General features: G+C 74.4%; 13 protein-coding genes. 6 read left to right on the plus strand and 7 right to left on the minus strand.

Annotated elements, in window-relative coordinates:
- Positions 1-65: 65 nt before the first annotated feature.
- Positions 66-743 carry an ElyC/SanA/YdcF family protein gene (locus tag AB0A69_RS01000; protein WP_361413843.1) on the minus strand — a complete coding sequence of 226 codons (678 nt, stop codon included), beginning with the start codon at positions 741-743 and terminating at the stop codon, positions 66-68.
- A gap of 202 nt (positions 744-945) precedes the next feature.
- Positions 946-1,656, minus strand: a complete 711-nt coding sequence (locus tag AB0A69_RS01005) for an aquaporin (RefSeq protein WP_361413846.1) — start codon at positions 1,654-1,656, stop codon at positions 946-948.
- Between the two features lie 99 nt (positions 1,657-1,755).
- Here AB0A69_RS01005 and AB0A69_RS01010 point away from each other — a divergent pair, with 99 nt between their 5' ends.
- Positions 1,756-2,589 (plus strand): hypothetical protein, encoded by an 834-nt coding sequence (locus AB0A69_RS01010; RefSeq protein ID WP_361413849.1) that lies wholly within the window; start codon positions 1,756-1,758, stop codon positions 2,587-2,589.
- A gap of 1,831 nt (positions 2,590-4,420) precedes the next feature.
- Here AB0A69_RS01010 and AB0A69_RS01015 read toward each other — a convergent pair.
- The 4 genes from AB0A69_RS01015 to AB0A69_RS01030 are packed head-to-tail and all read right to left on the minus strand — an operon-like array spanning position 4,421 to position 15,597.
- Entirely contained in the window at positions 4,421-8,185 is a 3,765-nt protein-coding gene (locus tag AB0A69_RS01015; protein ID WP_361413851.1) for a DUF5682 family protein, read from the minus strand.
- Positions 8,172-9,350, minus strand: coding sequence for an AAA family ATPase (locus AB0A69_RS01020; protein ID WP_361413854.1), 1,179 nt, complete (start codon positions 9,348-9,350; stop codon positions 8,172-8,174). The genes AB0A69_RS01015 and AB0A69_RS01020 overlap by 14 nt, the downstream gene beginning before the upstream one ends.
- Positions 9,351-9,352: 2 nt before the next feature.
- Positions 9,353-14,686, minus strand: a complete 5,334-nt coding sequence (locus tag AB0A69_RS01025; RefSeq protein ID WP_361413857.1) for a hypothetical protein — start codon at positions 14,684-14,686, stop codon at positions 9,353-9,355.
- Complete coding sequence (locus AB0A69_RS01030) at positions 14,683-15,597, minus strand: DUF4132 domain-containing protein (RefSeq protein ID WP_361413860.1); 915 nt, start codon at positions 15,595-15,597, stop codon at positions 14,683-14,685. The genes AB0A69_RS01025 and AB0A69_RS01030 overlap by 4 nt, the downstream gene beginning before the upstream one ends.
- A gap of 149 nt (positions 15,598-15,746) precedes the next feature.
- Here AB0A69_RS01030 and AB0A69_RS01035 point away from each other — a divergent pair, with 149 nt between their 5' ends.
- The 5 genes from AB0A69_RS01035 (at position 15,747) to AB0A69_RS01055 (ending at position 22,914) form a co-directional block, all read left to right on the plus strand.
- Positions 15,747-16,673, plus strand: a complete 927-nt coding sequence (locus AB0A69_RS01035) for a sirohydrochlorin chelatase (RefSeq protein ID WP_361413863.1) — start codon at positions 15,747-15,749, stop codon at positions 16,671-16,673.
- A 103-nt stretch (positions 16,674-16,776) separates the two neighbouring features.
- Positions 16,777-18,066, plus strand: a complete 1,290-nt coding sequence (locus AB0A69_RS01040; RefSeq protein WP_361415132.1) for a deoxyguanosinetriphosphate triphosphohydrolase — start codon at positions 16,777-16,779, stop codon at positions 18,064-18,066.
- Positions 18,067-18,221: 155 nt separating this feature from the next.
- Positions 18,222-19,490, plus strand: a complete 1,269-nt coding sequence (locus AB0A69_RS01045; protein WP_361413866.1) for an FAD-dependent oxidoreductase — start codon at positions 18,222-18,224, stop codon at positions 19,488-19,490.
- A 38-nt stretch (positions 19,491-19,528) separates the two neighbouring features.
- Positions 19,529-21,436, plus strand: coding sequence for a DNA primase (gene dnaG / locus AB0A69_RS01050; RefSeq protein ID WP_361413869.1), 1,908 nt, complete (start codon positions 19,529-19,531; stop codon positions 21,434-21,436).
- An 89-nt stretch (positions 21,437-21,525) separates the two neighbouring features.
- The gene (locus AB0A69_RS01055) at positions 21,526-22,914 is read left to right on the plus strand and encodes an RNA polymerase sigma factor (RefSeq protein WP_361413872.1); all 1,389 of its coding nucleotides are present in this window, start codon (positions 21,526-21,528) and stop codon (positions 22,912-22,914) included.
- A gap of 65 nt (positions 22,915-22,979) precedes the next feature.
- Here AB0A69_RS01055 and AB0A69_RS01060 read toward each other — a convergent pair whose 3' ends face one another.
- On the minus strand, positions 22,980-23,213 hold the full coding sequence (locus AB0A69_RS01060; protein WP_361413875.1) for a hypothetical protein: 234 nt from the start codon (positions 23,211-23,213) through the stop codon (positions 22,980-22,982).
- Positions 23,214-23,253: the final 40 nt, after the last annotated feature.

A 23,253-nucleotide genomic window follows, 5' to 3' on the forward strand; every position in this document is an offset into this window, starting at 1 on the left:
CCGTGCGGGAAGGGGCGTGGCGGGGGAGGCCCGGGGGGAGGGCCGGGGCGGGGGAGGTACCGCCGTCAAGGAGACGCCAACGCCTCCGCCACACCCGGCTCCTCACGCCCCAAGAACCTCGGCTCCGGCTCGAACACCGCGTCCACCGCCGCCTTCCCGGCCGCCGCCAGCTCCCTCACCTCGCCGTAGTACCAGACCGAGTCGTGCGGCTCGGCCACGCCGACCCCGTACGAGTCGACGCCCGCCTCCCGGCACAGCGTCACGGCCCGCTGGATGTGGAAGCCCTGCGTCACCAGGACCGCGCGGTCGACGCCGAAGACCTTCTTCGCGCGCACGCACGAGTCCCAGGTGTCGAAACCGGCGTAGTCGCTGACGATCCGCCCGTCCGGAACGCCCCGCTCCCTCAGGTACGCGCGCATGGCGTCGGGCTCGTCGTACTCGACGCGGCTGTTGTCCCCGGTGACGAGGAGCACCTTCACCTTGCCGTCCCGGTACAGCTTGGCGGCCGTGTCGAGGCGGTGGGCCAGGTACGGGGTCGGCCGGCCGTTCCACAGGCCCGCGCCGAAGACGACGGCGACGTCGTGGGCGGGGACGTCGTCGGCGGTGCGCAGCCGGCTGTCGGCGACGGCGTGCATCCAGGTCGTGGGCGCGAGCGCGAGCACGCACCCGAGCATGACGGCCTGCACCACCCGCCGCTGTCCCCGCCGGCTCCGTGGCGGCAGCGGCAGCCGCGTGCGTCGCATGTACGAACCTCCGTTTGGTGTTCCCGCCCTGTCCACTCCGACGCGAAAGGCCCCGGCGCGGTTCACCCGACGACGAGTTCACCCGACAACCGGCCCGCCTGCGCCCGGCTGGGCAACCGGCTCGCCCTACGCCTGGCTGGATGGGCAACCGGCCCGTCGCGCGCCCAACCGGGCAGGCAACCGGCCCGGCGTAACGCCGGACTCAGCCCGCGGCCGGCTCGGCCCCGGGCGGCCGCCTCCCGTACAGCAGGCTCGCCAGCCCCGCGCCGAGGAGCCCGCCGACGAGCTGCGCCGCGATGAAGCCCGGGAGCGAGGCCGGGGCGATCCCGGTGAACGAGTCGGTCAGAGACCGGCCGACCGTCGCCGCCGGGTTGGCGAACGACCCGGACGACGTGAACCAGATCGCCGCCGCGATGTACGCCGCCACCGCCACCGGCGCCAACCCGGCACGCCCGATCCGGTCCAAGCCCTGGATCAGCAGGACGAGCCCGGCCGTGGCGACCGTCTCGCCGAGCAGCAGATGCCCGTCCGACCGCATCTGGGTGGACCAGCTGCCGGGCGCCCGCCCGAACATCGCCTCGGCGAGCAGCGCCCCGGCGACCGCTCCGGCCAGCTGCGCGCCGATGTACAGCGCCACCTCGCGCCCGAGCAGCCCGTCCCCGTCGCGTCGCCGGGTCCACCAGACGCAGAGGGTGACAACGGGGTTGAGATGTGCCCCGGAGACCGGCGCGAACAGTGCGATGAGCAGGCCGAGCCCGATCGCCGACGCCAGCGAGTTGGCGAGCAGCCGCACGCCGACGTCGTCGCTGAGCGCGCTGGCCTGCAGGCCGGAGCCGATGATGACGGCGACCAGTGCCGCGCTGCCGACCAGCTCGGCGACTGCGCGGCGGGGCAAAGCCCGGTCCGTAGCCATGAGTACCCCCAAGTCCCGATTCAACGGAAAATATATTCCGTGTTTCGGAAAGTTCGATAGGGGGCAGGGTAGCGTCACCACACCTGTCACGATCGCCACATGAAGCGCGAAGCAGCCGCCCGCAACAACGCCGAGTGGTGCGATGCGATGTGCAGGGCCCATGGGCTCCCAGGTGGGACGTTCGGTGACCGCGCCTGGACGCACCCGCGCCGCACTCCGCCGTACTACCCGGACGCCGTCACCCTCGCCCCCGGTGCATCGGACACCGAGATACGCGCCATGCTGGACGCCGTCGACCGGAGCACGCCCGGCTGCTCGGTCAAGGACAGCTTCGCGGAGCTGGATCTGACGCCACACGGCTTCGAGGTGCTCTTCGAAGGACAGTGGATCCACCGCCCCGCTGCCCTCGCCGCCCCGGGACCGGTCACCAGAGCGTGGGAACCGGTCGAGACCGTCGCAGAGCTCGCCGCCTGGCAGACGGCCTGGAACGGTGGCGACCGCATGGACCTCTTCCGCCCCGCGCTGCTCGCCGACCCGGCGACCACGGTCCTCGCCGGCCGCGCGGGGGACGGCCGTATCGTCGCGGGAGCCGTCGTCAGCCGCACCGCCGCCACCGCCACCGCCACCGCCGACGCCACCGCGGCCACCACCGGCGTGGTCGGCGTCTCCAACCTGTTCGGCCCCGACGCTTGGCCCGGCTGCCTCGCCGCGATCGCCGACCGCTGGCCGGGCATGCCGGTCGTCGGGTACGAGCACGGCGACGACCTCGCAGCCGCCCTGCGTCACGGCTTCAAGGCCACCGGCCCCCTACGGGTCTGGCTCTCGTCATCAGCCGTCCCCGGCCCCGTCCCCGTCTCCGACCCGTGCCCCGGCATCAGCCCCGAGCTCGCCCACGCCGCCGACACCAGCGAACGCGACGCTGCCGACACGTAGACGGCCGCGGCCAGCCAGGCCGGGGCGAACGCGCCCGAGTCCGCGGGCAGCAGGCGCCCCAGTGCGTCCAGGCTCCGTGCCGTGGCCGCGTCCTCGAGCTCCTGCGCGCACCGCGCCCCGGTCGTGAGGCCCACGGCGCGCAGCCTGCGCGGCAGGTCACCGTCGGCCGCGGCCGCCGCTACGGGGCGGCCGCCCGCCACCGCACGGTCCACCGCGCGGCGCAGCAGGTCCAGCTCCAGCGGCAAGGTCTCCGGCGACGTCCCGGGCGACGTCCCGGGCGACGCGTCGGGCCACGCCTCCGGCACCGGCGGCCCGGAGGCCGCGAGCGCCCCCGCGGCGGGTAGGTCCGTACGGTTCAGCCTCCGCAGGCCCAGGTCCGCGCGGACCGGCTCACCGTCGTGACCTGCCCAGGCCGCCGCGAGCGCCCGCACCGCGCCGGCCGGATCAGCGGCGGCCCGGGCGATCAGCCTCAGCCGCAGGCCCGGGCGCGCGGCGAGCAGCCGCAGGTTCTCGGCGTACGGCAACTCGGTCCGTTCGTCCGGCGCGTACAGCGTGACGACCGGCCCGCCGTCGACGGCGAAGCGGGCGCGGCCGCCATCGCCGACGACCGTACCCGTGAGGAACAGCAGGTCGCCGCCCGCCGGACGTTCGTCGGCGGGCTGCGCCAGCCAGTCCAGGGCGGCATCCAGCTGGGCGGACGCCGGACGCCCCCAAAGTGTGGCGAGCGGCGGCTCGTGCCAGGCGCACCCCGCCGCCCGTACGGAACGCACCGACCCGCCGCCGCCGATCCGGCCGTCAGCCGAGACGGTCGGCGAGGTGAGGATGACCCCGCCGCCGTCGCCCAGCTCCCGCAGCGGCAGCGCGGAGCCACCCGGCACCAGAGCCGTGGCGGACGCTTGGACCGCCCGTTCCGGGCCGCCGGGCGCCACGTCCGACACGGTGTGGAAGGAGCCGTCCGGCGTGACCGCGTACACCGTCGCACCCGCGTACCCCGACGCCGTGACGACCGGCTCGGTGAACAGCCCGTACAGCCGCAGCGGCTGGGACGGCCGGTACTCGCGCCGCACCGGGCCGCCCAGCACCGCCGCATCCGGACGCTGTACGGAGTCGAGGAGCGCGGCCAGGTCGGCGGACAACTCGGGCAACCGGAAGGCCGGGTCCTCCGATCGCGCCTCTCCGAGGCGCCGCGCGACGCGTACCGCGACGGCGGCGGGCCGGTGCAGCCCGGCGAGCCGCGCGGAGTGCGCCGCCCGCAGTAGCTCGGCCCGCACCACGGCTCCCGCCCCGGCCACGCCCGCGGCGAGGACCGCCACCGCGGCGTCCCCGAGCGCGTGCAGCGCCACCGCCTGCGCGGCGGTGAGCCCGCCGTCTCCGCACGCCGTCCCCGGGCCGTCGCTCGCGCCCTCGCCCGTACCCGGCCCCTGCCTTTGCCCCGGCTCCGGACCCTGCTCCTGCGCTTGCGCTTGCGCTTGCTCCTGCGCTTGCCGGGGACCGGGCTGCTCTGCCGGCACGGCCGCCGCCTCGGCGGGGCCCTCCTCCGCGACCGGCGCACGGGACAGGACCGCCGCACGGTGCAGGCAGGCCGGGGCCAGCAGGCAACTGCACACCGCCGCCTCCGCCGACGCCACGACACCGGCGGCCGCCGTCGTCAGCGTCACCACCGTGTCGTCACCGGCGCGGACCAGCACACCGTCGGCCGTGCGCCCCACCGGCCAGCCGGCCGCCTTCGCCACCGCGCCGTCCACGCGCTTGCGCAGCCGTGCGGGCAGCAGGTCGAGCGCGGTCGCCACCACCTCCGCGGCCACCGGAGGCAGACCAGGGGAAAGTTCCGTCACCGCTGCGTACCTCCTACGCGTTCGCCGACCCAGCGGGCCAGTTCCAAGGGGCTGAGCGCGGCGACCGGCATGCCCGCCGCCACCAACAGCCCCGCCACGCCCGCCGAATACCGCGGCCGCCCCTGGTCGTCGAGCGAGGCGCAGCCGAGGACGTGGCAGCCCGCGTCCACCAGCGCCCGCACCTCCGACAGGAGGGGACCGACCGGGCCGCCCTCCTCGAAGTCGCTGACCAGCACGACGAGCGTGCGCGACGGCACCGTGACCAGCTCGCGGGCGTGCCGCAGGCCCCGCGCGATGCTGGTGCCGCCGCCGACCCTGACTTCCAGCAGGAGGCTCAGCGGGTCGTCGACGTGGCCCGTCAGGTCCAGCACCTCGGTGGAGAAGGCGACGAAGTGCGTACTGAGCGCGGGCACTCCCGCGAGGACGGACGCGGTCAGCGCGGACCAGATGGTGGACGCCTCCATCGACCCGGACACGTCCACGACGAGCACCAGCCGCCAGTCCGCCTGCCTGCGCGCCCGGCTACGGAACACGGGCCGCTCGGGGAGGACGGTCACCGCGCCCGTCACCGGGTCGCGGCGGGCCGAGGCCAGATTCGCGCGCAGGGTGCGCGGCAGATCCAGCGGCCCTCCGGGGCGCCGCGTGGGACGCGGATGCGCGAGCCCGGTCAGTGCGGGGCGCAGCCGGTTGGCGAGCGCCTGCGTCAACTCCCGTACGAGTCGGGCGACCAGCGGCCGCAAGCGGGCGAGCCGCTGCTCCGACAGGCCCCCCGCGTACGACAGGACCGTACGCAGCAGCTCCACCGAGGGGCGGGCCGCCTCGGGGTTGAGCTCCAGCGCGGCATCCAGCCGCCCCGCGTCGGCCGCAGCGGCCAGGACCTCCTCGCGTACGCCGGGCCCGAACAGCGCGGCCAGCTCCTCCGACCAGGACCGTACGTCCGGGAACGGTGCCCCGTCGCCGGCTCCGGCCCCGTAACCGGCGGCCTCTTCGCCTCGCGAGCCCTCTCCGCGGCCCCGCCCGTACAGTTCGTCGAGCGCCCGGGCCAGCCGCCCGGCGGCCCCGGTCAACTCGCGCGCCCGCCCGAGCAGCAGCCGCCACCGCTCTCCGGCGGTGAGTGCCCCCGCCTCGGGCATGCCCGAGCGCACCCCGTCGGGCGCCGCCGGACCCATACCGGCCGGATCCACGCCGGCCGAGCCGGCCCCGTCGGCAGCAGCTTCGCCGTCGGAACCCCTGCCGCGGGAGGCCGCGCCGGCGGGGGTCGCCCGGTCGGGGGCTGCCCTGTCAGGGGTCGCGCGGTCGGGGGTCGCGCCGAAGCCCCTTGCCGCCAGTGCCTCGCGGCCCGCCAGGTCCGCCCGGGCGAGGAGCGCGAGCGCCGCCGGATCGCGTATCTCGGCCGGCAGGGAGCCGGACGAGGCGCAACCTGTGCGGTCCTCGACTACGGCCAGCAGCCGTGAACGGGCCGCGGGCGACAGCGTGTCGAACCCGGCTCGCAGCGCGGGCAGGCGGTCCAGGAAGGCGCGGTCCGGCCAGGTCTCCACCCGTTCGAGCAACGGGTCGAGGGCGCGGCCCGCTTCCAGGAGCGGCGCCGCCGCCAGCAGGGCCCCGCGGAGCAGACCGGTCAGTTCCGCCCGCAGCTCGGGCGTCGTGGCGCTGTCCGCCCGCGAGGCCAGCCGCATTCCGAACTCCCCGGCGTCCCGCTGCGCCAGCAGCACGCGCGCCGCGCCCGCCGCCCCCCGGATCAGGGGCGTGGCTCCGGCGTCGAGCCGGGCGAGGGCGTCGGCCAGCCGCAGGCCGCCGCCCGACGCGGTGTCGGCCTGCGCCGCGAGGGCGACGAGCGCGCGGGCGTCCTCCGGATCCGTGGAGCCGGCCAGCCCGTCCAGCGCACGGACCCCGGCCGCCGCGAGTTCCTCGTACGCCGCGTCCACCGCGTCACGCTGCCACCCCTGGGGCAGGCCCGGCACATGACCGGACCGGAGGCGGTCCAACAGCGCAAGGCCGTCGAGGAGTTGCGGCAGCGTGCCCGATGCGGGCAGCGCGACGGCCACCTCCGCGAGCCGCTCGGCCGCCAGACCGGACAGCGCGCACCGTGCCGCTTCCCGCAGGCTGTCCAGGACCTCGACCGCCGTCGGGCCGCCTTCACGCGCCTGCACCGCGTGCCGCTGCCGCAGCACCCCGGTGGCCGCCTGCTCGAGGGTCACTCCATGCACGCCCGCCACATCGAGCATCGCCGCGGTGGACGGCGACCAGGCGACCGTCCACCGCGTGGTGAGCGCGTCGGCCCCGCCTACGCCCGCGACATCGGCCTCATGCCCGTACGGCACTCCGCACACCGCGAGCCGCCGCAGGCAGACCTCCCGATCCCGGTCCAGCTCCGCGCGCAAGGCGTCCAGCCGCAGCTCACGCGCGGCGGGCGCGTCCGGCGTCGGCAGCGACAACCGCGACAACAGCGCCTCCACCGCCGGTCCCAGACCGGAGCGCGGCGTGCCGGGCGCGAGCCTCCCGCGCCGGTCGCCGACCAGGATTTTTTCCATCGCCGCGGCCACGACCCGGCCTCGCCCGAAGAGCCGGCCCTGCGTCAGCACGGACTGCGCGGCCTCCGCGAGCTCCCCGCGCCCGGCGGCGGGCAGCCCCCGCAGCGTGGCCAAATCCCGGGCCAGTCGCACGACTTCACGCGCGTCGGCAGGCCCACACGGGTGGCCCGCGTCCCGTACCGCGGCACAGATCCGTACCGCCGTCGACAGCAGGAGTTCGTCCATCAGCGCCAGGTCCCCCGCGGCGGCGTGGACGCCGTGCTGCCACTCCGGGTCACGGATCCCGGCGGGGTAGCCGGAGCGCTCGTCCAGCAGCCCGTACGCGTACGGCACGAGCGACGTGACCACCCCACCGGGGGCCACCTCACCGCGAGCCACCCCACCGGGAGCCACCTCACCGAGAGCCGAGTCGCCTGGTGCCGCCTCACCGGAGCAGGTCTCCTCGGAGGCACCCTCCCGCGTCACCGCCGGCAGCAGCGCAGGCGCATGGAACGCGCCGACGACGGCCGCCGCGCGCCAGCCCGCGTATGCGGCCAGCCGGCGCCGCATGTGCGCCTCCCTCCGGAGGTCGTACGGATCGACCGCCTCCTGGTCCGCCCTCAGCGCCCAGCCCACCACCAGCGCCGCCCGCCGCAACGCCTCGGGCGTCGCACCCGGAGCGGCGGCCTCGACGAGCCGGTCCCACAGGTCGTCCCCGGCCCGGCCCCCGGCCCGTGCCTGCAGAGCAGCAGCGATCCCCCGCTCGCGAGAAGTGAGAGCGGATGCGGAAGCGGAAGCCGCAACGGACGCCGACGCCGACGCCGACGTCGCCGACGGCCGAGCCGGCCCCGGCACCTGCACGGGCCCCGGTGCCGAAGCCCCCCGGCCCCGACCCCGAGCCCCCAACGGCAGATCGAACGGCACCACCTCGACGCCCGCCTCCCGCGCCCAGCGGATCGCGGCCAGCTCCGGCGAGAACTCCGCGAACGGCAGGAACACCAGTCCACCGTCAGCACCACCGCTGCCGGCCAGCGCCACCGGCGGCACCGTCGCCGGGTCCGCCAGCCACACCAGCCACGGCGCGAACTCCTCCGGCAGCTCCACCAACAGCACCTCCGGTGCCGCCTCGGCCAACATCGCCGGCACGGACGCCGCCAGCGCGGGGGAGTGGTGCCGTACCCCGATCAGGAACGGGTCACGGCACCCCGCCAGCTCCTCCACCGCCTCCGCAGGCCCGTCAGGTGAGCTCATCGCGCAGCTCCCACAGCGTCCGCCACAGCGGAGCCCCGCCCTCCGCACGGCGCCGCACCGGCCCGTCCCAGTACCCCAGCAGCCGCCCGTGGTCCGCCGGGTCGTCCTTGCGGACCGTGCCGAGGAGATGGCCCGGCAGCGTACGCACCACATCGCGGCCGTTGCCGAGGTACGCCGCGCCGAGCCCCATGGAGGTGGCGACCTGTACGGCCTCCGCCGTCGACATCACCGTGGACGGCCGCTCCACCTCCCAGCCCTCCGCGCTGCGCCCGGTGCGCAGGTCCCGGAACGCCGTGACCAGCGCCTCCAGCACCGCCTCATCCAGCGCGAACGCCGCCCCGCCGCGTGCCAGCGCCGCCGTGGCCTGCGCCCGCACCAGCTCCGTCTCGGCCGCCACGTCGTCGATGGGGCCGACGGTCTCGAAGTTGAAGCGCCGCTTGAGCGCGGCGGACATCTCCGAAACGCCCCGGTCGCGCAGGTTGGCCGTGGCGATCAGGGTGAAGCCGGGCGCCGCGTGCACCGTCCCGTCCTCGCCCTCCCGGCCCGGCTCACCCGTCCCCGCCAGCTCCGGCACGGACATGCGCCGCTCCGACAGGAGTGACACCAACGAGTCCTGCACCTCGGGCAGACAACGGGTCACCTCCTCGACCCGGGCGACCGCACCCCGCACCATCGCCGTCAGCACCGGCGAGGGCACCAGAGCCTCCCGGCTGGGCCCCTTGGCCAGCAGCATCGCGTAGTTCCAGCCGTACCGCAGCTGGTCCTCCGTCGTACCGGCGGTGCCCTGCACCGTGAGGGTGCTGGTGCCGCACACGGCGGCGGCCAGCAGCTCCGACAGCATCGATTTCGCGGTGCCCGGCTCGCCGACGAGCAGCAGTCCGCGCTCGCCGGCCAGTGTCACCACGCACCGCTCCACCAGCGCCCGGTCACCCACGAACTTCCGCGACACGACCAGACGCCGGCCGTCACCCGACTCCAGTGCCTCCCCACCGGAACCGCACACGAAGACCACCACCGCGCGCGGGGTCAAGCGCCACCCCGGCGGCCGCGGGCCGTCGTCGTACGCCGCCAGGAACGCCAGCTCCTCGGCATATCGGTCCTCCGGCAGCTCCACCTGCCGCCGAACCCCCTGGGCCCCGCCTGATCCCTCAGCCCGCACGCTCACGCTCATCGCCTTCCTCCCCGGCCGTCGCCCGTGCCGCGCCCACGGGCCCGGCTCTCGAACTCCTCGTATCCGGGCACGTCACCGTCGACGACCCGCCGCCACGCCGCCGCGTACACCTCGGCCACCGGGCGGTCCGGCACAAGGAAGGCGTATCCCTCCACCGAGAACAGCTCAGCCTTCCAGCTCTCCAGCGGCAGTCGCGGCGCCGTCCGCTCCAACCAGCCGCCGGGCAGGAACAACGACCGCCCCGCGCGGGGCCGCTTGGCCTCCACCACCAGGTCGGTAGCGGTCAGTTCGGCCCGGGCCTTCTTCAGCCGGGCCGGCTTCCACCCCGTCCACTCCGCCTGCTTGCGGTCCGTCGGGTCCGGAAGTGCGAGCAGCATCAGGTACAGCGCGGCCGCGTCCTGCGACAGCCCGTAGAGCTCCGCCGCCTGCTCCACCAGCTCGGGCACGCTGTACACCGGGTGCTGCGGCGCGCCCGCCATGCCGCCCGCCGGACAGTCCGCCGTCACCAGGGCCTCGAACTCGTCGCTCAGCAGTGTGCGGAACGCATCCAGCGGTCCCGACGGCCTGGACACGGCCGCCAGCAGCGTCAATGCCGGGTGGTCGGGGCCACTGTGCTCGCCCGCGCCCGGCAGCACCGCCGCCGACCGGAGCCACACCTCCTCCCACTCCGGCCTGTACTGCATCGGCGTGAGCACCAGGGCGTCCCCCACCTCTACGAGGCCCTGCCGGTCACCCCCGCGCTGAGCGGGCAGCCCATACGCCTCCCGGATCCGCGGCGCGCTGCAGCTGCCCTGTGTGTCCCAGCTGACACCCAGGTCCAGCAGCAGCCCCGGGTCCGCCAGCCGCTCGCGCAGCATCCGCAGCGTGGCGGGCAGCACCGCGCGCAGCGGGTCACCGAACGGCAGCCGGTACGCCAGCCAGCGCAGCATGTCCACGTACAACGTGATGCGGTTCCCCGTGAGCAGCTGCTCCGGCTCGGCGGCGGCGAGTCGGCCCGAGTCGGATTCGACGCGCTGTTCGGTACGGCCCGTGAGCTCGGGCTGCGCCTCGGGATTGAGCACGGCGTCGAGCATGCCGTTCTGCCGGGTCTCGGTGACGGCGCGGGCGACCAGCTCGGGCGGTAGCACGCGCCGCTTGCCCCGTGCGCGTACCCAAGCGTCGGTCAACGGCTCCAGGTCGAAGCCGGAGTCCCACAGCCCGGTGACGGCATCGGCGTCACGGGGAAGCAACAGGGCGGTGTAGCGCTGCCGATCGATGTTGGCCAGCGTCCTGAGGGTCGTCCTGGCCGCCTCCGCCTGCGCGGCCTTGGCCCCTAGCGGAGCCAGCATCTCCGCGGGCAGCAGGCTCTGCCGGTCCCACCCATCCACGCCCGGCATGCCGAGCAGCACCAGGGCCGCCGTAGGAGCGCTGATCCCCACCTGCTCCGCGAAGTGGAGCACCTGATCCGGCCGGTACGGCAGCGGGCCCCGCTCCCGCACCAGTTCCACCACGCGCCGCAGCGACGCGGCCAGCGGTGCGTCGTCCCGCTCCCCGAGCACCGTGGAATCGACCAGGGCGAAGCCGTCCCACGCCCCGAACGCGCCCGACGGGTCGTATTCGAGCCCGGCGTAGAAGGAGTGCTGTTCGTCCTGCCGCACCATGGCGAACAGCACCATGCGCCGGGCCGCCGACTGGTGCACCTCACCCAGTCGCTGCGTGCCGCCGGGCCGGGCGACCTTCAGCCCCACGAGCCGCAACCGCCCCCGCGGGTCCATCAGTACCGGCTCGCCGTCCACCATCACGGCACCCACCAGCTCCAGGAACTCCAGCAGCGCGGCCCGGTGCGCCTCCTCGGTCACCGGCGACGCGGCCCGCATAGCGAGCGCCGCGAGACCGCGCCCCGCGAACGACAGCCACGGCACCCCCGACCCGGGCAGCTTCACCTTCTCCGGCACGCCATCCGCCGGCGCGCCGAGAACGGCGGCCACCTGACGCAGCTGGTCGACGGCCGTGTGCGTGCCCGGGCCTCGACCCCAGAGCCCGTACGCGTTCGCCGCAGGGCCCAGGCCGACCATCGCACCCGCGAGCGCCTCGTCCTGCGCGAACCGCACCAACGGCTCCGCCTCAACAGGCGCCCGACGCCCTTGCTCCGCCTTCTCGGCGAGCTGCGTCAGCCACTTGCCGCACCGGGCCGCCTCCTCCACGAGCCTGGCGACACCGGCGACCAGCCCCGGGTGCGTCACCTCGGGCAGCACCCGCGCCACCGCCTCGGCGGGGGCCGCTCCCTCGGCCACGGCCGCCAGCAGCGCGGCGGCGTCCGCGTCCGTCACGGCACGCAGGCGCGCCGAGCCGCGCTCGTCACGTGGCCGCAGCGCGTGCCAGTACGCCAGCGGCGGCACCAGCGGCGTACCGGCCGCGTACCTGCCACCTCGGTCGCACAGCTGGACCTGCGCGATCCGCACGCCCTCCGCGTCGTACAGGTCGACGACGGTGTCGAAGCGCTGGGTCTCCCGCGGATGCAGCACCGCCCCGCCCGGCAGGCGCAGCGGCGGCAGCGGAACGCCCCCGGCGATCTGCTCGCCGTACGCCCCCGGCAGCGCCGGGACCGCCGGACTGCGGCTGCCGTCCACCGAACACGCCGTCATCGTCCGCGTCTTCGGGTTGTACAGCACCCACCAGCCCAGCAGCCCGTCCTTGCTGCCGAACGGCGACGAATCCAGGCCGGGCTGCACGGGCATGAGCCGGCAGTACCCCTCCAGCAGCCGCTCGCCGTCGGCCGCCCCGGCCAGGGCCGAGTCGAAGAAGGCGGGGGCCGCCGCACGGCCGCGCCGCGCGGTCACCGGGTCGTACTCCCACCAGCCGTCGTCGTGCAGCACCCACACCGAGACGCCGTCGGAAGCGACCTTCCGCCGCTCCTCGGCGAACGACGCGTCACCCGCGTGTACCGGCCGCCCGCCGTAGCAGCGTCCTCCTCCGGGCAGCGGCAAGGACGCCATGTGTGCCGTCAGCCAGTGGTCGTCCAGTCGGCCGGTCGGAACGAAGACGTCGGAGGGCCTCCCGGACCACACCGCGCGCCGGTCGGGGCCATGGCCGTTCGCCACCAGCCACTGGCCGTCCACGTACCGCACGGTGGGCTGGTCCCAGCCGCTGGTCTTCGCCGCGGGCAGTGTCAGCGGGCGTACGTCGAGAGCCTCGTCCGGGCCCACCACCGCGGCCTCGTTGCCGTTGCGCACGATCAGCGCCGGCCAGGCGTCCGCGAGCCGGTACCACTGCTCGGCGAGGAACGCGTGCCGCTGCCCCGCCGCCATCGGGTTGACCTTGCCGAGCTTCGGCAGCGTCTCCTCCAGGGCGGGCCAGCCCAGCTCGTCCAGCACACCCGCGCGCAGGGTCCGCGCCAGCGCGGCGGTCGGCGTGACGGCGGCGATCCGCTCCATCGCGGCGGGCGCCGCGGCCAGCACGGAGGGGCTCGAGAACTTCGCCAGCCGGCTCAGCTGCTCGCGCAACTCCGGCAGGCCGCACGCCCGCGACAGGTCGTCCGCGCGGTCCGCGATCCAGCCCGCCAGCACCCCGCGCAGCGCGGGGTGTTCCACCACCCGGCGCAGCCGAGCCGGGGCCTCGCCGTCACCGGCCAACTGCTCCACGGAACGGCGCAACATCCCCGTGAAACGCTCGTCCGCGGCCAGGGTCACCAGATCCCGGCGCCCCTCCGCTTCATCCCGCAGCCAGCCCGCCAGATCCGGGTAGCCGGTGGTGCTTTCCGCAGGCGGTTCCACCGGAACACCCAGCGACAGGCACAGGTCCAGCAGATCCAGGTCGGCGTCCATGCGCCAACTGCCGCCCGAGATCAGCCGTACCGGCACGCCGTCCCGTACGAGCCGGTCCGCGAGCCGCTCCACCAGGGCCAGCTCGGCCGCCAGCCGCGTCGCCCGCCCGTACCCGCGTCGGCGGTACGCCGCCCAGGCCGACAGCCATCCGGCGGCCGGAACCGTCCCGTCCAGCAGCATGTCCGTCGCGCCGCAGTCGTCCAGCAGCGTCAGCCAGGACGTCTCGAACTCCGCCCGGTGGTCACCGCTCCCCGTCGGCATCAGCTGCAGCAGCCGCTCCCGCACCGCCCGGTCCTCGGCCGCGACCGCCTCCAGGGCAGGCAGCGCCGACTTCCAGAAGCCCGCCGCCGCCCGGCTCACCGCGCCGGTGTGGATGATCTCCGCCAGCAGCGACCGCTCCTCGGCAGCCACGTCGAGCCGCGCCGCCTTCGCCAGGCGTCGCAGGTCCTCCAGCATGCCCGCGTACGGTGCGAGACCGGCCGCACACCGCTCCAGCGACACCGCCCTGAACTGCTCGTACGCCGTCGGCGCGGGCAGCCTGGCGGCCAGGCCCTTGGCATGCTCGCGCAGCGCCTTGCCGCTCAGCGCGCCCGCCCCTGCGAACTCCAGGAACACCTCGCGCAGCCGCTCCTCGTCCACGGCGAGCGCGTGCCGCTGCTCGGCGGCCCGCGCCTTGCCGAAGAACAGCGACGCGTACGAGCGCGACTCGGCGGCCAGGAAGAGCCGCGCCACCTGTTCGTAGTAGGTGGGAAGGAAATGCGGTACGGAACGGTCAAGGCGTTCCCCGATGCCCTCGAAGCCTTCCTTGGCCAACCCGGGCTTGGTGGCGACGAGCCGGGACAGGCGCTCCATCTCCTTGACGACCGCCAGGGCGTGGTGGCCGTTGTCCGGGTCGTGCACCAGTGCCCAGGCCGGGAAGCCGAGCGCCTTCCGCCGCACGCGCCCCACCGGCTCGGGGTCCTGCTCACCGGTGAACCCCAGGTACTCCAGGGACAGGTCCTCGGCGGGCCCGATCGCCTGCGGCACCAGCCGCACCACCGTGCGCCCTTCCAGCGCCGGGTGCGCGTACGCCCGCGCGGTCAGTACGTCCACATCCCCGGCAACGCCTCGGCCCGCTCCTTGCGGGTCGGCGCCTGCCTGCCCGGCGCCTGCCTGCCCGGAGCCGGCCTGGCCGGCGCCCGTCAGGTCCGCACCCGCACCTGCGGGGGATGCGCCCGTCCGGAGCGTGCCGGTCGCCCCCGGACCGGTCTCCGTACCCGATGCTGCACCGGCCCCTATGACTCCGCCGACTGCACTACCGGTGACCGTGTCACCGCCGGCGGCGACACCGTCGCTCTCACCACCCGCGCCGCCGGCCAGCGGCAGCACCGCGCCCGCGTCCAGCAGGCCGTCCAGTAGCCGGTTCAGCATCGCGTCCGACAGGGCCGCCAGGCCGGCCAAGAGCCCTACCGGCGCCCTCCCGTCGGCAGCCGCCACCGACACTCCGTCAGCCGCCTCCTCCGACACCCCGTTCAGCACCCCGCTCATCGCGCGTCCCCCTCTTCGTCCACCACACGCCCCGCGTACACCAGCGCGGCCATCCGCTCGCCCTCCGACCAGGCGACCGGCCCCACCTCCGCGAGCGGCAGCCGCCGCCCCGCCCGGTCACGCCACTCCAGCGCGCCGGTCTCCGTCTCCGCCTCCGGGTATTCGTCACCGAGCCAGTACGCCGCCTCCAGCGGTCGGCCCCCCTCGACCAGCGGGCACACCGCGAACCCGCCGCGCACCCGGTATCCCAGCGTGGCCGCCCGCGCCGTGGCGTGCCGCAGCTCCGCGAACCGCCCCCGCGCGTACGCGTCCCAGGACGTCTTCGGGCCCGCGCTCGCGCCTGCGTCCGGGAACTCGTCAGGCCGCCTCCACACCTCGCGGAACAGCTGCTCGGTACCCTGCTCGACCCCCAACTCGACCGCGAACTCCCGCAACTCCTCCAGGTCCTCCAGCAGCACCGGGTGGGGTATCAGCACCGCCTCGACGCCCTGCTCCGAGCCCAGCCGCACCGAGTCGCCGTCCAGGTCGACTATGCCCAGTCCACGCGCCGGATCCGGATCCGCGTCCCGGAGGAACCCGGCCCGCTCCACCTCGGCCGACCCGTCAGCGCCCACCGGCGCCACCACCAGGTCCCGCAGCACCCCCTGCCACGCCGCGTCCTGCCACACCCGGGCGAGCAACGGCACCGGAACCGGCAGCGAACGCACCAGCCAGGCGTCCACCTGCGCGCGGCACTCCGACTCGTGCCGCTCCAGCCACTCCGCCAGCTGCCGCAGCCGCACCACCTCGGCGTCGTCCCGCAGCTTCGCCGGCACCTGCTTCAGCGTGCGCCCCGCGGCGTTGCGGCACACCACCCGTGTGCCGTCCAGCGTGACGGCGTACCCGCCACTCTTCGTATCGATCCAGCCCATGGCGCGACCGCCTCCCCGACCTTCCGGTTCCGATGCCGATCACAGTAGGTGACGGGTCTGACAGCGCCCCCGCGAGCCCGTGAGCCTGTGGAAAACTTCCGTCACGCCCGCGCAACGGCCCCGCAACGTCCGCCCGTGACCATCGGTTCATGACGGAGCCGACAGATCCCCGCACCTGCAGCGCATGCACCTTCGACTCCACCGCCCACCTGCTCAGCCGCATCACCGAGCAACTCGGTGCGCAACTGAACCACCCGCAGCTGCGGCACCACCTTCACCGCAACGGAACGCGCAGGCCCATGACCACACCCGACCGCCCCACTCTCGTCGCCGTCGCGCACGGCAGCCGCGACCCACGAGCGCTGCCGGCCGTGTCGGCCCTGCTCGACCGGGTGCGCGAGCTGCGGCCCGGCCTGCGCGTCCGCCTCGGGCACATCGAACTGAACGCGCCTCTGCTCACCGACACCCTGCGCGACCTGGGCGGCGGTGACGCCGTCCTCGTACCGCTGCTCCTCAGCCGGGGCTATCACGTCAAGCACGACCTCCCCGGCGCGGCAGCCGCCGCCGAGCCGGGCCTGCGTGTACGCGTCGCCGCCCCCCTCGGGCCGCACCCACTGCTCGTCGAGGCGCTCTACGCCCGGCTCACCGACGCGGGGTGGCGCTCCGACCACGGCACCAGCCGCAGCACCGGCGTGGTGCTCGCCGCCGCCGGCTCGCGCGACCCCGAATCGGCTGCCGACACCCGCCGCACGGCCCGGCTGCTCAGCGAACGGCTCGGCGGCGTGCCCGTCGTCCCCGCGTACGCCTCCGCCGCCTCGCCGACCGTCCCTCAGGCGATCCGCGCGCTCACCGCCCGTGGCCGCCACCGCATAGCCGTCGCGTCCTGCTTCACCGCTCCCGGCCTGTTCGCGACGCGTGCAGCCGACACCGCGCCCTGGATCGCCTCCGCCCCGCTCGGCCCGCATCCGGCCATGGCCCGTCTCGTCCTGCACCGCTACGACCAGGCCATCGAGCGGGCCGAGACCAGCCGCGGGGCCACCGACTTCCCGCTCTCCCTGGAACTCGCTTCCGCTTGACGGGTTCGCTGTCAGTGCCTGCGGTTACCTTCAGTGCATGGAAGGTCCTGACGAGAAGGCTGGCGAGACGGCGTACAACACGACGCACCACGACGACGCGGCGATGCACCACGACGCCTACGACACCTATGACGCCGCGGCGACCGAGCGCTGGGCCGCCGAGCCCGACAAGCGGCCCGGCCGCACCGCCTTCCAGCGCGACCGCGCCCGCGTGCTGCACTCCTCGGCGCTACGCCGTCTGGCCGGCAAGACGCAGGTCGTCACCCCCGGCACCCGCAGCCCGGCCTGGGACGCCAGCCCCCGCACGCGGCTCACCCACTCCCTGGAGTGCGCCCAGGTCGGCCGGGAGCTGGGCGCCGCACTCGGCTGCGACCCCGACCTCGTCGAGGCCGCCTGCCTCGCCCACGACATGGGGCACCCGCCCTTCGGGCACAACGGCGAACAGGCGCTCAACGACTTCGCCAAGGACTGCGGCGGCTTCGAGGGCAACGCCCAGTCGCTGCGCCTGCTCACCCGCATCGAACCCAAGCGGTTCGTGCCCAGCGCGGCGACCGGGGACCTCGTCAACGTCGGCCTCAACCTCACGCGCGCCACCCTGGACGCCGCCACCAAGTACCCGTGGCCGCGCGGCGCCCACCCCACCGAGCCGGGCTCCCCGAAGTTCGGCGTGTACGAGGACGACCTGCCGGTCTTCGAGTGGGTGAGGCAGGGCGCGCCCCGCCACCGCAAGTGCTTCGAGGCCCAGGTCATGGACTGGTCCGACGACGTCGCGTACTCGGTGCACGACTTCGAGGACGGCCTGCACGCGGGCCACATCGACCCCAACATGCTGCTCGCCGAGCCGGAGCGTGCCGACATCTGGCGGGTGGCCATCGGCAGGTACGTACCGGAGGACACCGATCCGCAGGAGCTCGCCGACGCCCTCGACCGGCTCATCGAGCAGGAGTGGTGGCCGCACGGCTACGACGGGACGGCCGTCGCCCAGGCCCGCCTCAAGGACGCCACCAGCCAGCTGATCGGCCGCTTCTGCCTGGCCGCCGAGGGCGCCACGCGGCAGGCGTACGGTTCGGGCCGCCTCACCCGGTACGGCGCCGCGCTCGTCGTGCCCCGGGAGACCCGCAACGAGTGCGCGGTGCTCAAGGCCGTCGCCGACCGTTACGTCATGCAGCGCGCCGAGCAGGAGGCGCTGCGCGCCGACCAGCGCATCGTGCTCGCCGAGCTCGCCGAGGCGCTGACCATACGGGCGCCCGAGGGCCTGGACCCGCAGTTCCGCGCGCTGTTCGACGCGGCGCCGGACGACCGCGCCCGCAAGCGGGTCATCGTCGACCAGATCGCCTCGCTCACCGACGCCTCGGCCCGCACCCTGCACGCCCGCCTGGCGACGCATCGCTGAGCGGCCGTGGCCCCACCGCCGCGGCCGAGCCGCCATGCCCGGGCTGCCGCGGCCGGGCGGCTGGAGTCGACCGGCCGCACCCGATCGCCGTAGCCAAGCGGGACCATCACGGCGGCGTAGCGTGGAAAACGCCCTGAACCGCAAGGAGGTACCCAGTGGTCGACGCACCGCGCACCTTCGTCATCGTCGGCGGGGGACTGGCCGGCGCCAAGGCGGCGGAGACTCTCCGTTCCGAAGGCTTCACCGGCCGCGTCATCCTCGTCGGTGACGAACACGACCACCCCTACGAACGCCCGCCGCTCTCCAAGGGCTACCTCACCGGCAAGGAGGAGCGCGACAGCGCCTACGTCCACGAACCGAGCTGGTACACCGGCGCCGGGATCGAGCTCCACCTCGGGCAGCCCGTCACAGCGATCGACCGCGCCCAGAAAGCCGTGCACCTCAGTGACGGCACCACGATCCGGTACGACAAGCTGCTCCTCGCCACCGGCGCGGAGCCGCGCCGTCTCGACATCCCCGGCACCGGCCTGGCGGACGTGCACCAGCTGCGCCGGCTCGTCGACGCGGACCGCCTCCGGTCCACCCTCGCCTCGCTCGGCCGCGACAACGGCCACCTGGTCATCGCCGGGGCCGGCTGGATCGGCCTGGAGGTCGCCGCCGCGGCCCGCGGGTACGGCGCCGAGGTCACCGTCGTCGAACCGGAACCGACGCCGCTCCACCGGGTCATCGGTCCCGAGCTCGGCCAGTTCTTCAGGGAACTGCACGCCGACCGGGGCGTCCGCTTCCGCTTCGGTACCCGCCTGACCGAGATCACCGGGCAGGACGGCCTGGTGCTGGCCGCCCGCACCGACGACGGCGACGAGCACCCGGCGCACGCCGTCCTCATCGCCATCGGCGCCGCCCCGAACACCGCCCTCGCCGAGGCCGCCGGACTCGACCTGGCGGACCGACCCGAGGGCGGAGGCATCGCCGTCGACGCCGCCCTGCGCACCTCCGACCCCGACATCCACGCCGTCGGCGACGTGGCCAGCGCCCTGCACCCCCTGCTCGGCTTCCGGCTGCGCGTCGAGCACTGGGCCAACGCCCTCAACGGCGGCCCCGCCGCCGCCCGCGCCATGCTCGGCCAGGACGTCTCCTACGACCGGATCCCGTACTTCTACTCCGACCAGTACGACCTGGGCATGGAGTACTCGGGCTGGGCCCCGCCCGGCTCGTACGACCAGGTCGTCCTGCGCGGCGACGCGGGCAAGCGGCAGTTCATCGCCTTCTGGCTGAAGGAGCGCCGCGTGCTGGCGGGGATGAACGTCAATGTGTGGGACGTCACAGAGACCGTCCAGCAGCTCGTCCGTTCCGGCGCCCCCGTGGACCCCGAGGCCCTCGCGGACCCCGCGACGCCGCTCGACGCCGTCGTGCCAAGCCCGTAGGCCGTCGTGCGCCGCCCGTGGAACCGTAGAATTCGTGCGTGGCAGGCGGCAGGATCAACGATGACGACGTGAAGGCGGTACGGGACGCGGTCCCGATCGACGCCGTCGTGTCCGAGTACCTCCAGCTGCGCAACGCCGGCGGCGGCAACCTCAAGGGCCTGTGCCCCTTCCACGACGAGAAGTCCCCCTCCTTCCAGGTCAGCCCCAGCAAGGGCCTCTTCCACTGCTTCGGCTGCCAGGAGGGCGGCGACACCATCGCCTTCGTGATGAAGATCGACCACCTCTCCTTCTCGGAGACGGTCGAGCGTCTCGCCGCCAAGGCGGGCATCACCCTGCGGTACGAGGAGGGCGGGTACACCCCCGGCCACCAGCGCGGCGAGCGGATCCGCCTGATCGAGGCCCACAAGGCCGCCGCCCAGTTCTACGTCGAGCAGCTCGACAGCGCCGAGGCCGAGATCGGCCGGAAGTTCCTCGCCGAGCGCGGATTCGACCAGGCCGCCGCCCAGCACTTCGCCGTCGGCTACAGCCCCGCCGCCTGGGACCACCTCACCCGCTATCTGCGCGGCAAGGGCTTCTCCGACAAGGAGCTCATCCTCTCCGGCCTCTCGCAGGACGGCCGCCGCGGGCCCATCGACCGCTTCCGCGGACGCCTGATGTGGCCCATCCGGGACGTCGGCGGCGACGTCGTCGGCTTCGGCGCGCGCAAGCTCCGCGACGACGACAACGGACCCAAGTACCTCAACACCCCCGAGACGCCGATCTACAAGAAGTCCCAGGTCCTGTACGGCATCGACCTGGCCAAGAAGGACATCGCCAAGTCCAGCCGGGCCGTGGTCGTCGAGGGGTACACCGACGTGATGGCCTGCCACCTCGCCGGGGTCACCACCGCCATCGCCACCTGCGGCACCGCCTTCGGCGGCGACCACATCAAGATCCTTCGCCGGCTGCTGATGGACAACGGCTCCGCCCGCGTGATCTTCACCTTCGACGGCGACGCCGCGGGCCAGAAGGCCGCCCTGCGCGCCTTCGAGGACGACCAGAAGTTCGCCGCCGAGACGTACATCGCCATCGCCCCCGACGGCATGGACCCCTGCGAGCTGCGTCTCGCCAAGGGCGACGAGGCCGTCCAGGAGCTCGTCGAGCCGCGTACCCCGCTCTTCGAGTTCGCGCTGCGCCAGATCGTCGGCCGGTACGACCTGGAGACCCCGGCCGGCCGCGCCGCCGCGCTCGACGAGGCCGCGCCGATCGTCGCCCGCATCAAGAACGTCGCCTCGCAGCACGAGGTCGCCGTGCAACTCGCCGGCATGCTCGGCATCCTCGACACCCAGTTCGTCGTCCGGCGCGTCGCCCAGCTGGCCCGCTGGGCCCGGGACCGCGGCGGCCGGGGCCCAGCGCCCGCGAACCGCCCGGCACCCGCGCCCCAGGCGCACGCCCACGCCCCCACCGCTCCCTCCGGGCCCGCGCTCAACCTGCGCAACCCCGTCCACCAGACCGAGCGCGAGCTGCTCAAGCTCGCCCTCCAGTACCCGGCGCTGGTCTCGCCGGCCTTCGACGCGTACGGCGTCGACGAGTTCACCGCCCCGCCGTACGCCGCCGTGCGCCAGACCATCGCCGACGCGGGCGGCGCCGAGCAGGGCATCGACGGCAGCACCGACTACCTGACCCGAGTCCGGGACGCCGCACCCAACGACACGGTGCGCGCTCTGGTCACGGAGCTCGCCGTGGAGGCGATCCACGGGCGCGTGGTCGACGAGACGTACGCGGGAATGCAGCTCGTCGCCGTCCGCCTCCGTGCCGTGGACCGCCGCATCCGCGACGTCCAGGGCACCCTCACACGCCTCGGCGCCCACGGCGACCCGGAGCGTCTGGCGGCCGTTCAGAACGAGCTGTGGGTGCTCCAGCAGTACGCCCAGTCGCTCCGCAACCGCGGTTCCGAAGCACTCTGACCGCGTAACCGCCCGGTCACGCACCGCCCGCAAAAAGTGCTCGCACGCCCCTCGTGGCGGCGATGTGTCGTACCCCACACTAAGGGGCGGTGCCTGAGTCCTCGGAGCGCGGCCGGTCCATAGACGGTGGACCACTCACCCCCGCGGATCCGCTCATCGCGTACGGGACGGAACAAAGCGGCACGGCCGCCGCAGCCGTCCCGCTGCCGCACGCCCCCGAACCGGCAGCGATCACCCTGGAGGTCGCCCCCGTGCAGACCCAGACCCTGACCGACATCGACTCCGCCACGGCCGCAGCCACGGCTCCCTCCGCAGCCGCAGCCGCAGCCGCAGCCACTGCCACTGCCACTGCCACCGCCCTGGCCGTACCCGTGCAGGCCCTGTCGCCCCACCATCCGGAAGAACTCCTCGACGTCGCGGACACGGAGGACGCCTCCGACCTCCCGGAGATCACCGACATCGCCGACGTACCCCACATCGCCGAGGCCGCCGAGGCCGCCGACGTGGTCGAAGCCGTCGAGCCACCCGCGAGCCGCCCCGCCGCCACAGCCGGGACCGGCGGCAGCGGGCCCTCCGCCGACCTCTTCCGCCAGTACCTGCGCGAGATAGGCCGGATACCGCTCCTCACCGCCGCCGAGGAGGTGGAACTGGCCCGTCGCGTCGAAGCCGGCCTCTTCGCCGAGGAGAAGCTCGCCGGCACCCCGGACCTGGACTCACAGCTCGCCCTCGACCTCGACCGGCTCGTCGTCATGGGCCGCATGGCCAAGCGCCGCCTCATCGAGGCGAACCTGCGCCTCGTCGTCTCCGTGGCCAAGCGCTACGTCGGCCGCGGACTGACCATGCTCGACCTCGTCCAGGAGGGAAACCTGGGCCTGATCAGGGCCGTGGAGAAGTTCGACTACGCGCGCGGCTACAAGTTCTCGACGTACGCGACCTGGTGGATACGCCAGGCCATGTCCCGCGCCCTCGCCGACCAGGCCCGCACCATCCGGGTCCCGGTCCATGTCGTCGAGCTGATCAACCGGGTCGTACGGGTCCAGCGCCGCATGCTCCAGGAGCGCGGCCACGAACCGACCCACGACGAGGTCGCCGCCCACCTGGATCTGCCGCCCGAGCGGGTCGGCGAGGTGCTGCGCCTCGCCCAGGAGCCGGTCTCTCTGCACGCACCGGTCGGCGAGGAGGACGACGTTGCGCTCGGCGACCTCATCGAGGACGGCGACGCCACGTCCCCCGTCGAGTCCGCGGCGTTCCTGCTGCTGCGCGAGCACCTGGACGCGGTCCTCTCCACCCTCGGCGAACGCGAGCGCAAGGTCGTCCAGCTCCGTTACGGACTGGTCGACGGCAGGCCCCGCACCCTGGAGGAGATCGGACGGATCTTCGGCGTGACGCGCGAACGCATCCGCCAGATCGAGTCCAAGACCCTCGGCAAGCTACGGGACCACGCCTTCGCGGACCAACTGCGCGGCTACCTCGACTGACCGGTCAGAAACCCGCCAGAAGAGGCAAGGTTCAGGCGCAGGTGATCAGAAGTGACCGCACCTAGTCACGAGTGGTCGGCGGAGCCTTGCTTGCGGCGTGAGGCGTCCACCCCGGTGCCGACCGCCGTACCCAGGCCCAGCCCCAAGGCGATGCCCAGCCCCAGGTTGTCGCTCAGCTGGCCCAGGCTGATCCCCAGCGCCACCCCGATCGGCATCCACAGCGCCAGCCCCGTCCCCGCCCGGCTGCCGTCCGGCCGCGCGCCCTCGCCCGTTTCCGCCGTGTCCCCTGTTTCCGCCATGTCCCCCAACTCCCTTTGATGTGCTTCGCCGTCACGCGGC

Source organism: Streptomyces sp. NPDC045431 (assembly GCF_040646655.1).
GTDB lineage: Bacteria > Actinomycetota > Actinomycetes > Streptomycetales > Streptomycetaceae > Streptomyces.

What these genes read in the sequence shown, in the direction of transcription:
- AB0A69_RS01000 (WP_361413843.1), bottom strand. Translation starts at nt 743, where the DNA reads ATGCGACGCACGCGGCTGCCGCTGCCGCCACGGAGCCGGCGGGGACAG.
- AB0A69_RS01005 (WP_361413846.1), bottom strand. Translation starts at nt 1,656, where the DNA reads ATGGCTACGGACCGGGCTTTGCCCCGCCGCGCAGTCGCCGAGCTGGTC.
- AB0A69_RS01010 (WP_361413849.1), top strand. Translation starts at nt 1,756, where the DNA reads ATGAAGCGCGAAGCAGCCGCCCGCAACAACGCCGAGTGGTGCGATGCG.
- AB0A69_RS01015 (WP_361413851.1), bottom strand. Translation starts at nt 8,185, where the DNA reads ATGAGCTCACCTGACGGGCCTGCGGAGGCGGTGGAGGAGCTGGCGGGG.
- AB0A69_RS01025 (WP_361413857.1), bottom strand. Translation starts at nt 14,686, where the DNA reads ATGAGCGGGGTGCTGAACGGGGTGTCGGAGGAGGCGGCTGACGGAGTG.
- AB0A69_RS01030 (WP_361413860.1), bottom strand. Translation starts at nt 15,597, where the DNA reads ATGGGCTGGATCGATACGAAGAGTGGCGGGTACGCCGTCACGCTGGAC.
- AB0A69_RS01035 (WP_361413863.1), top strand. Translation starts at nt 15,747, where the DNA reads ATGACGGAGCCGACAGATCCCCGCACCTGCAGCGCATGCACCTTCGAC.
- AB0A69_RS01040 (WP_361415132.1), top strand. Translation starts at nt 16,777, where the DNA reads ATGCACCACGACGCCTACGACACCTATGACGCCGCGGCGACCGAGCGC.
- AB0A69_RS01060 (WP_361413875.1), bottom strand. Translation starts at nt 23,213, where the DNA reads ATGGCGGAAACAGGGGACACGGCGGAAACGGGCGAGGGCGCGCGGCCG.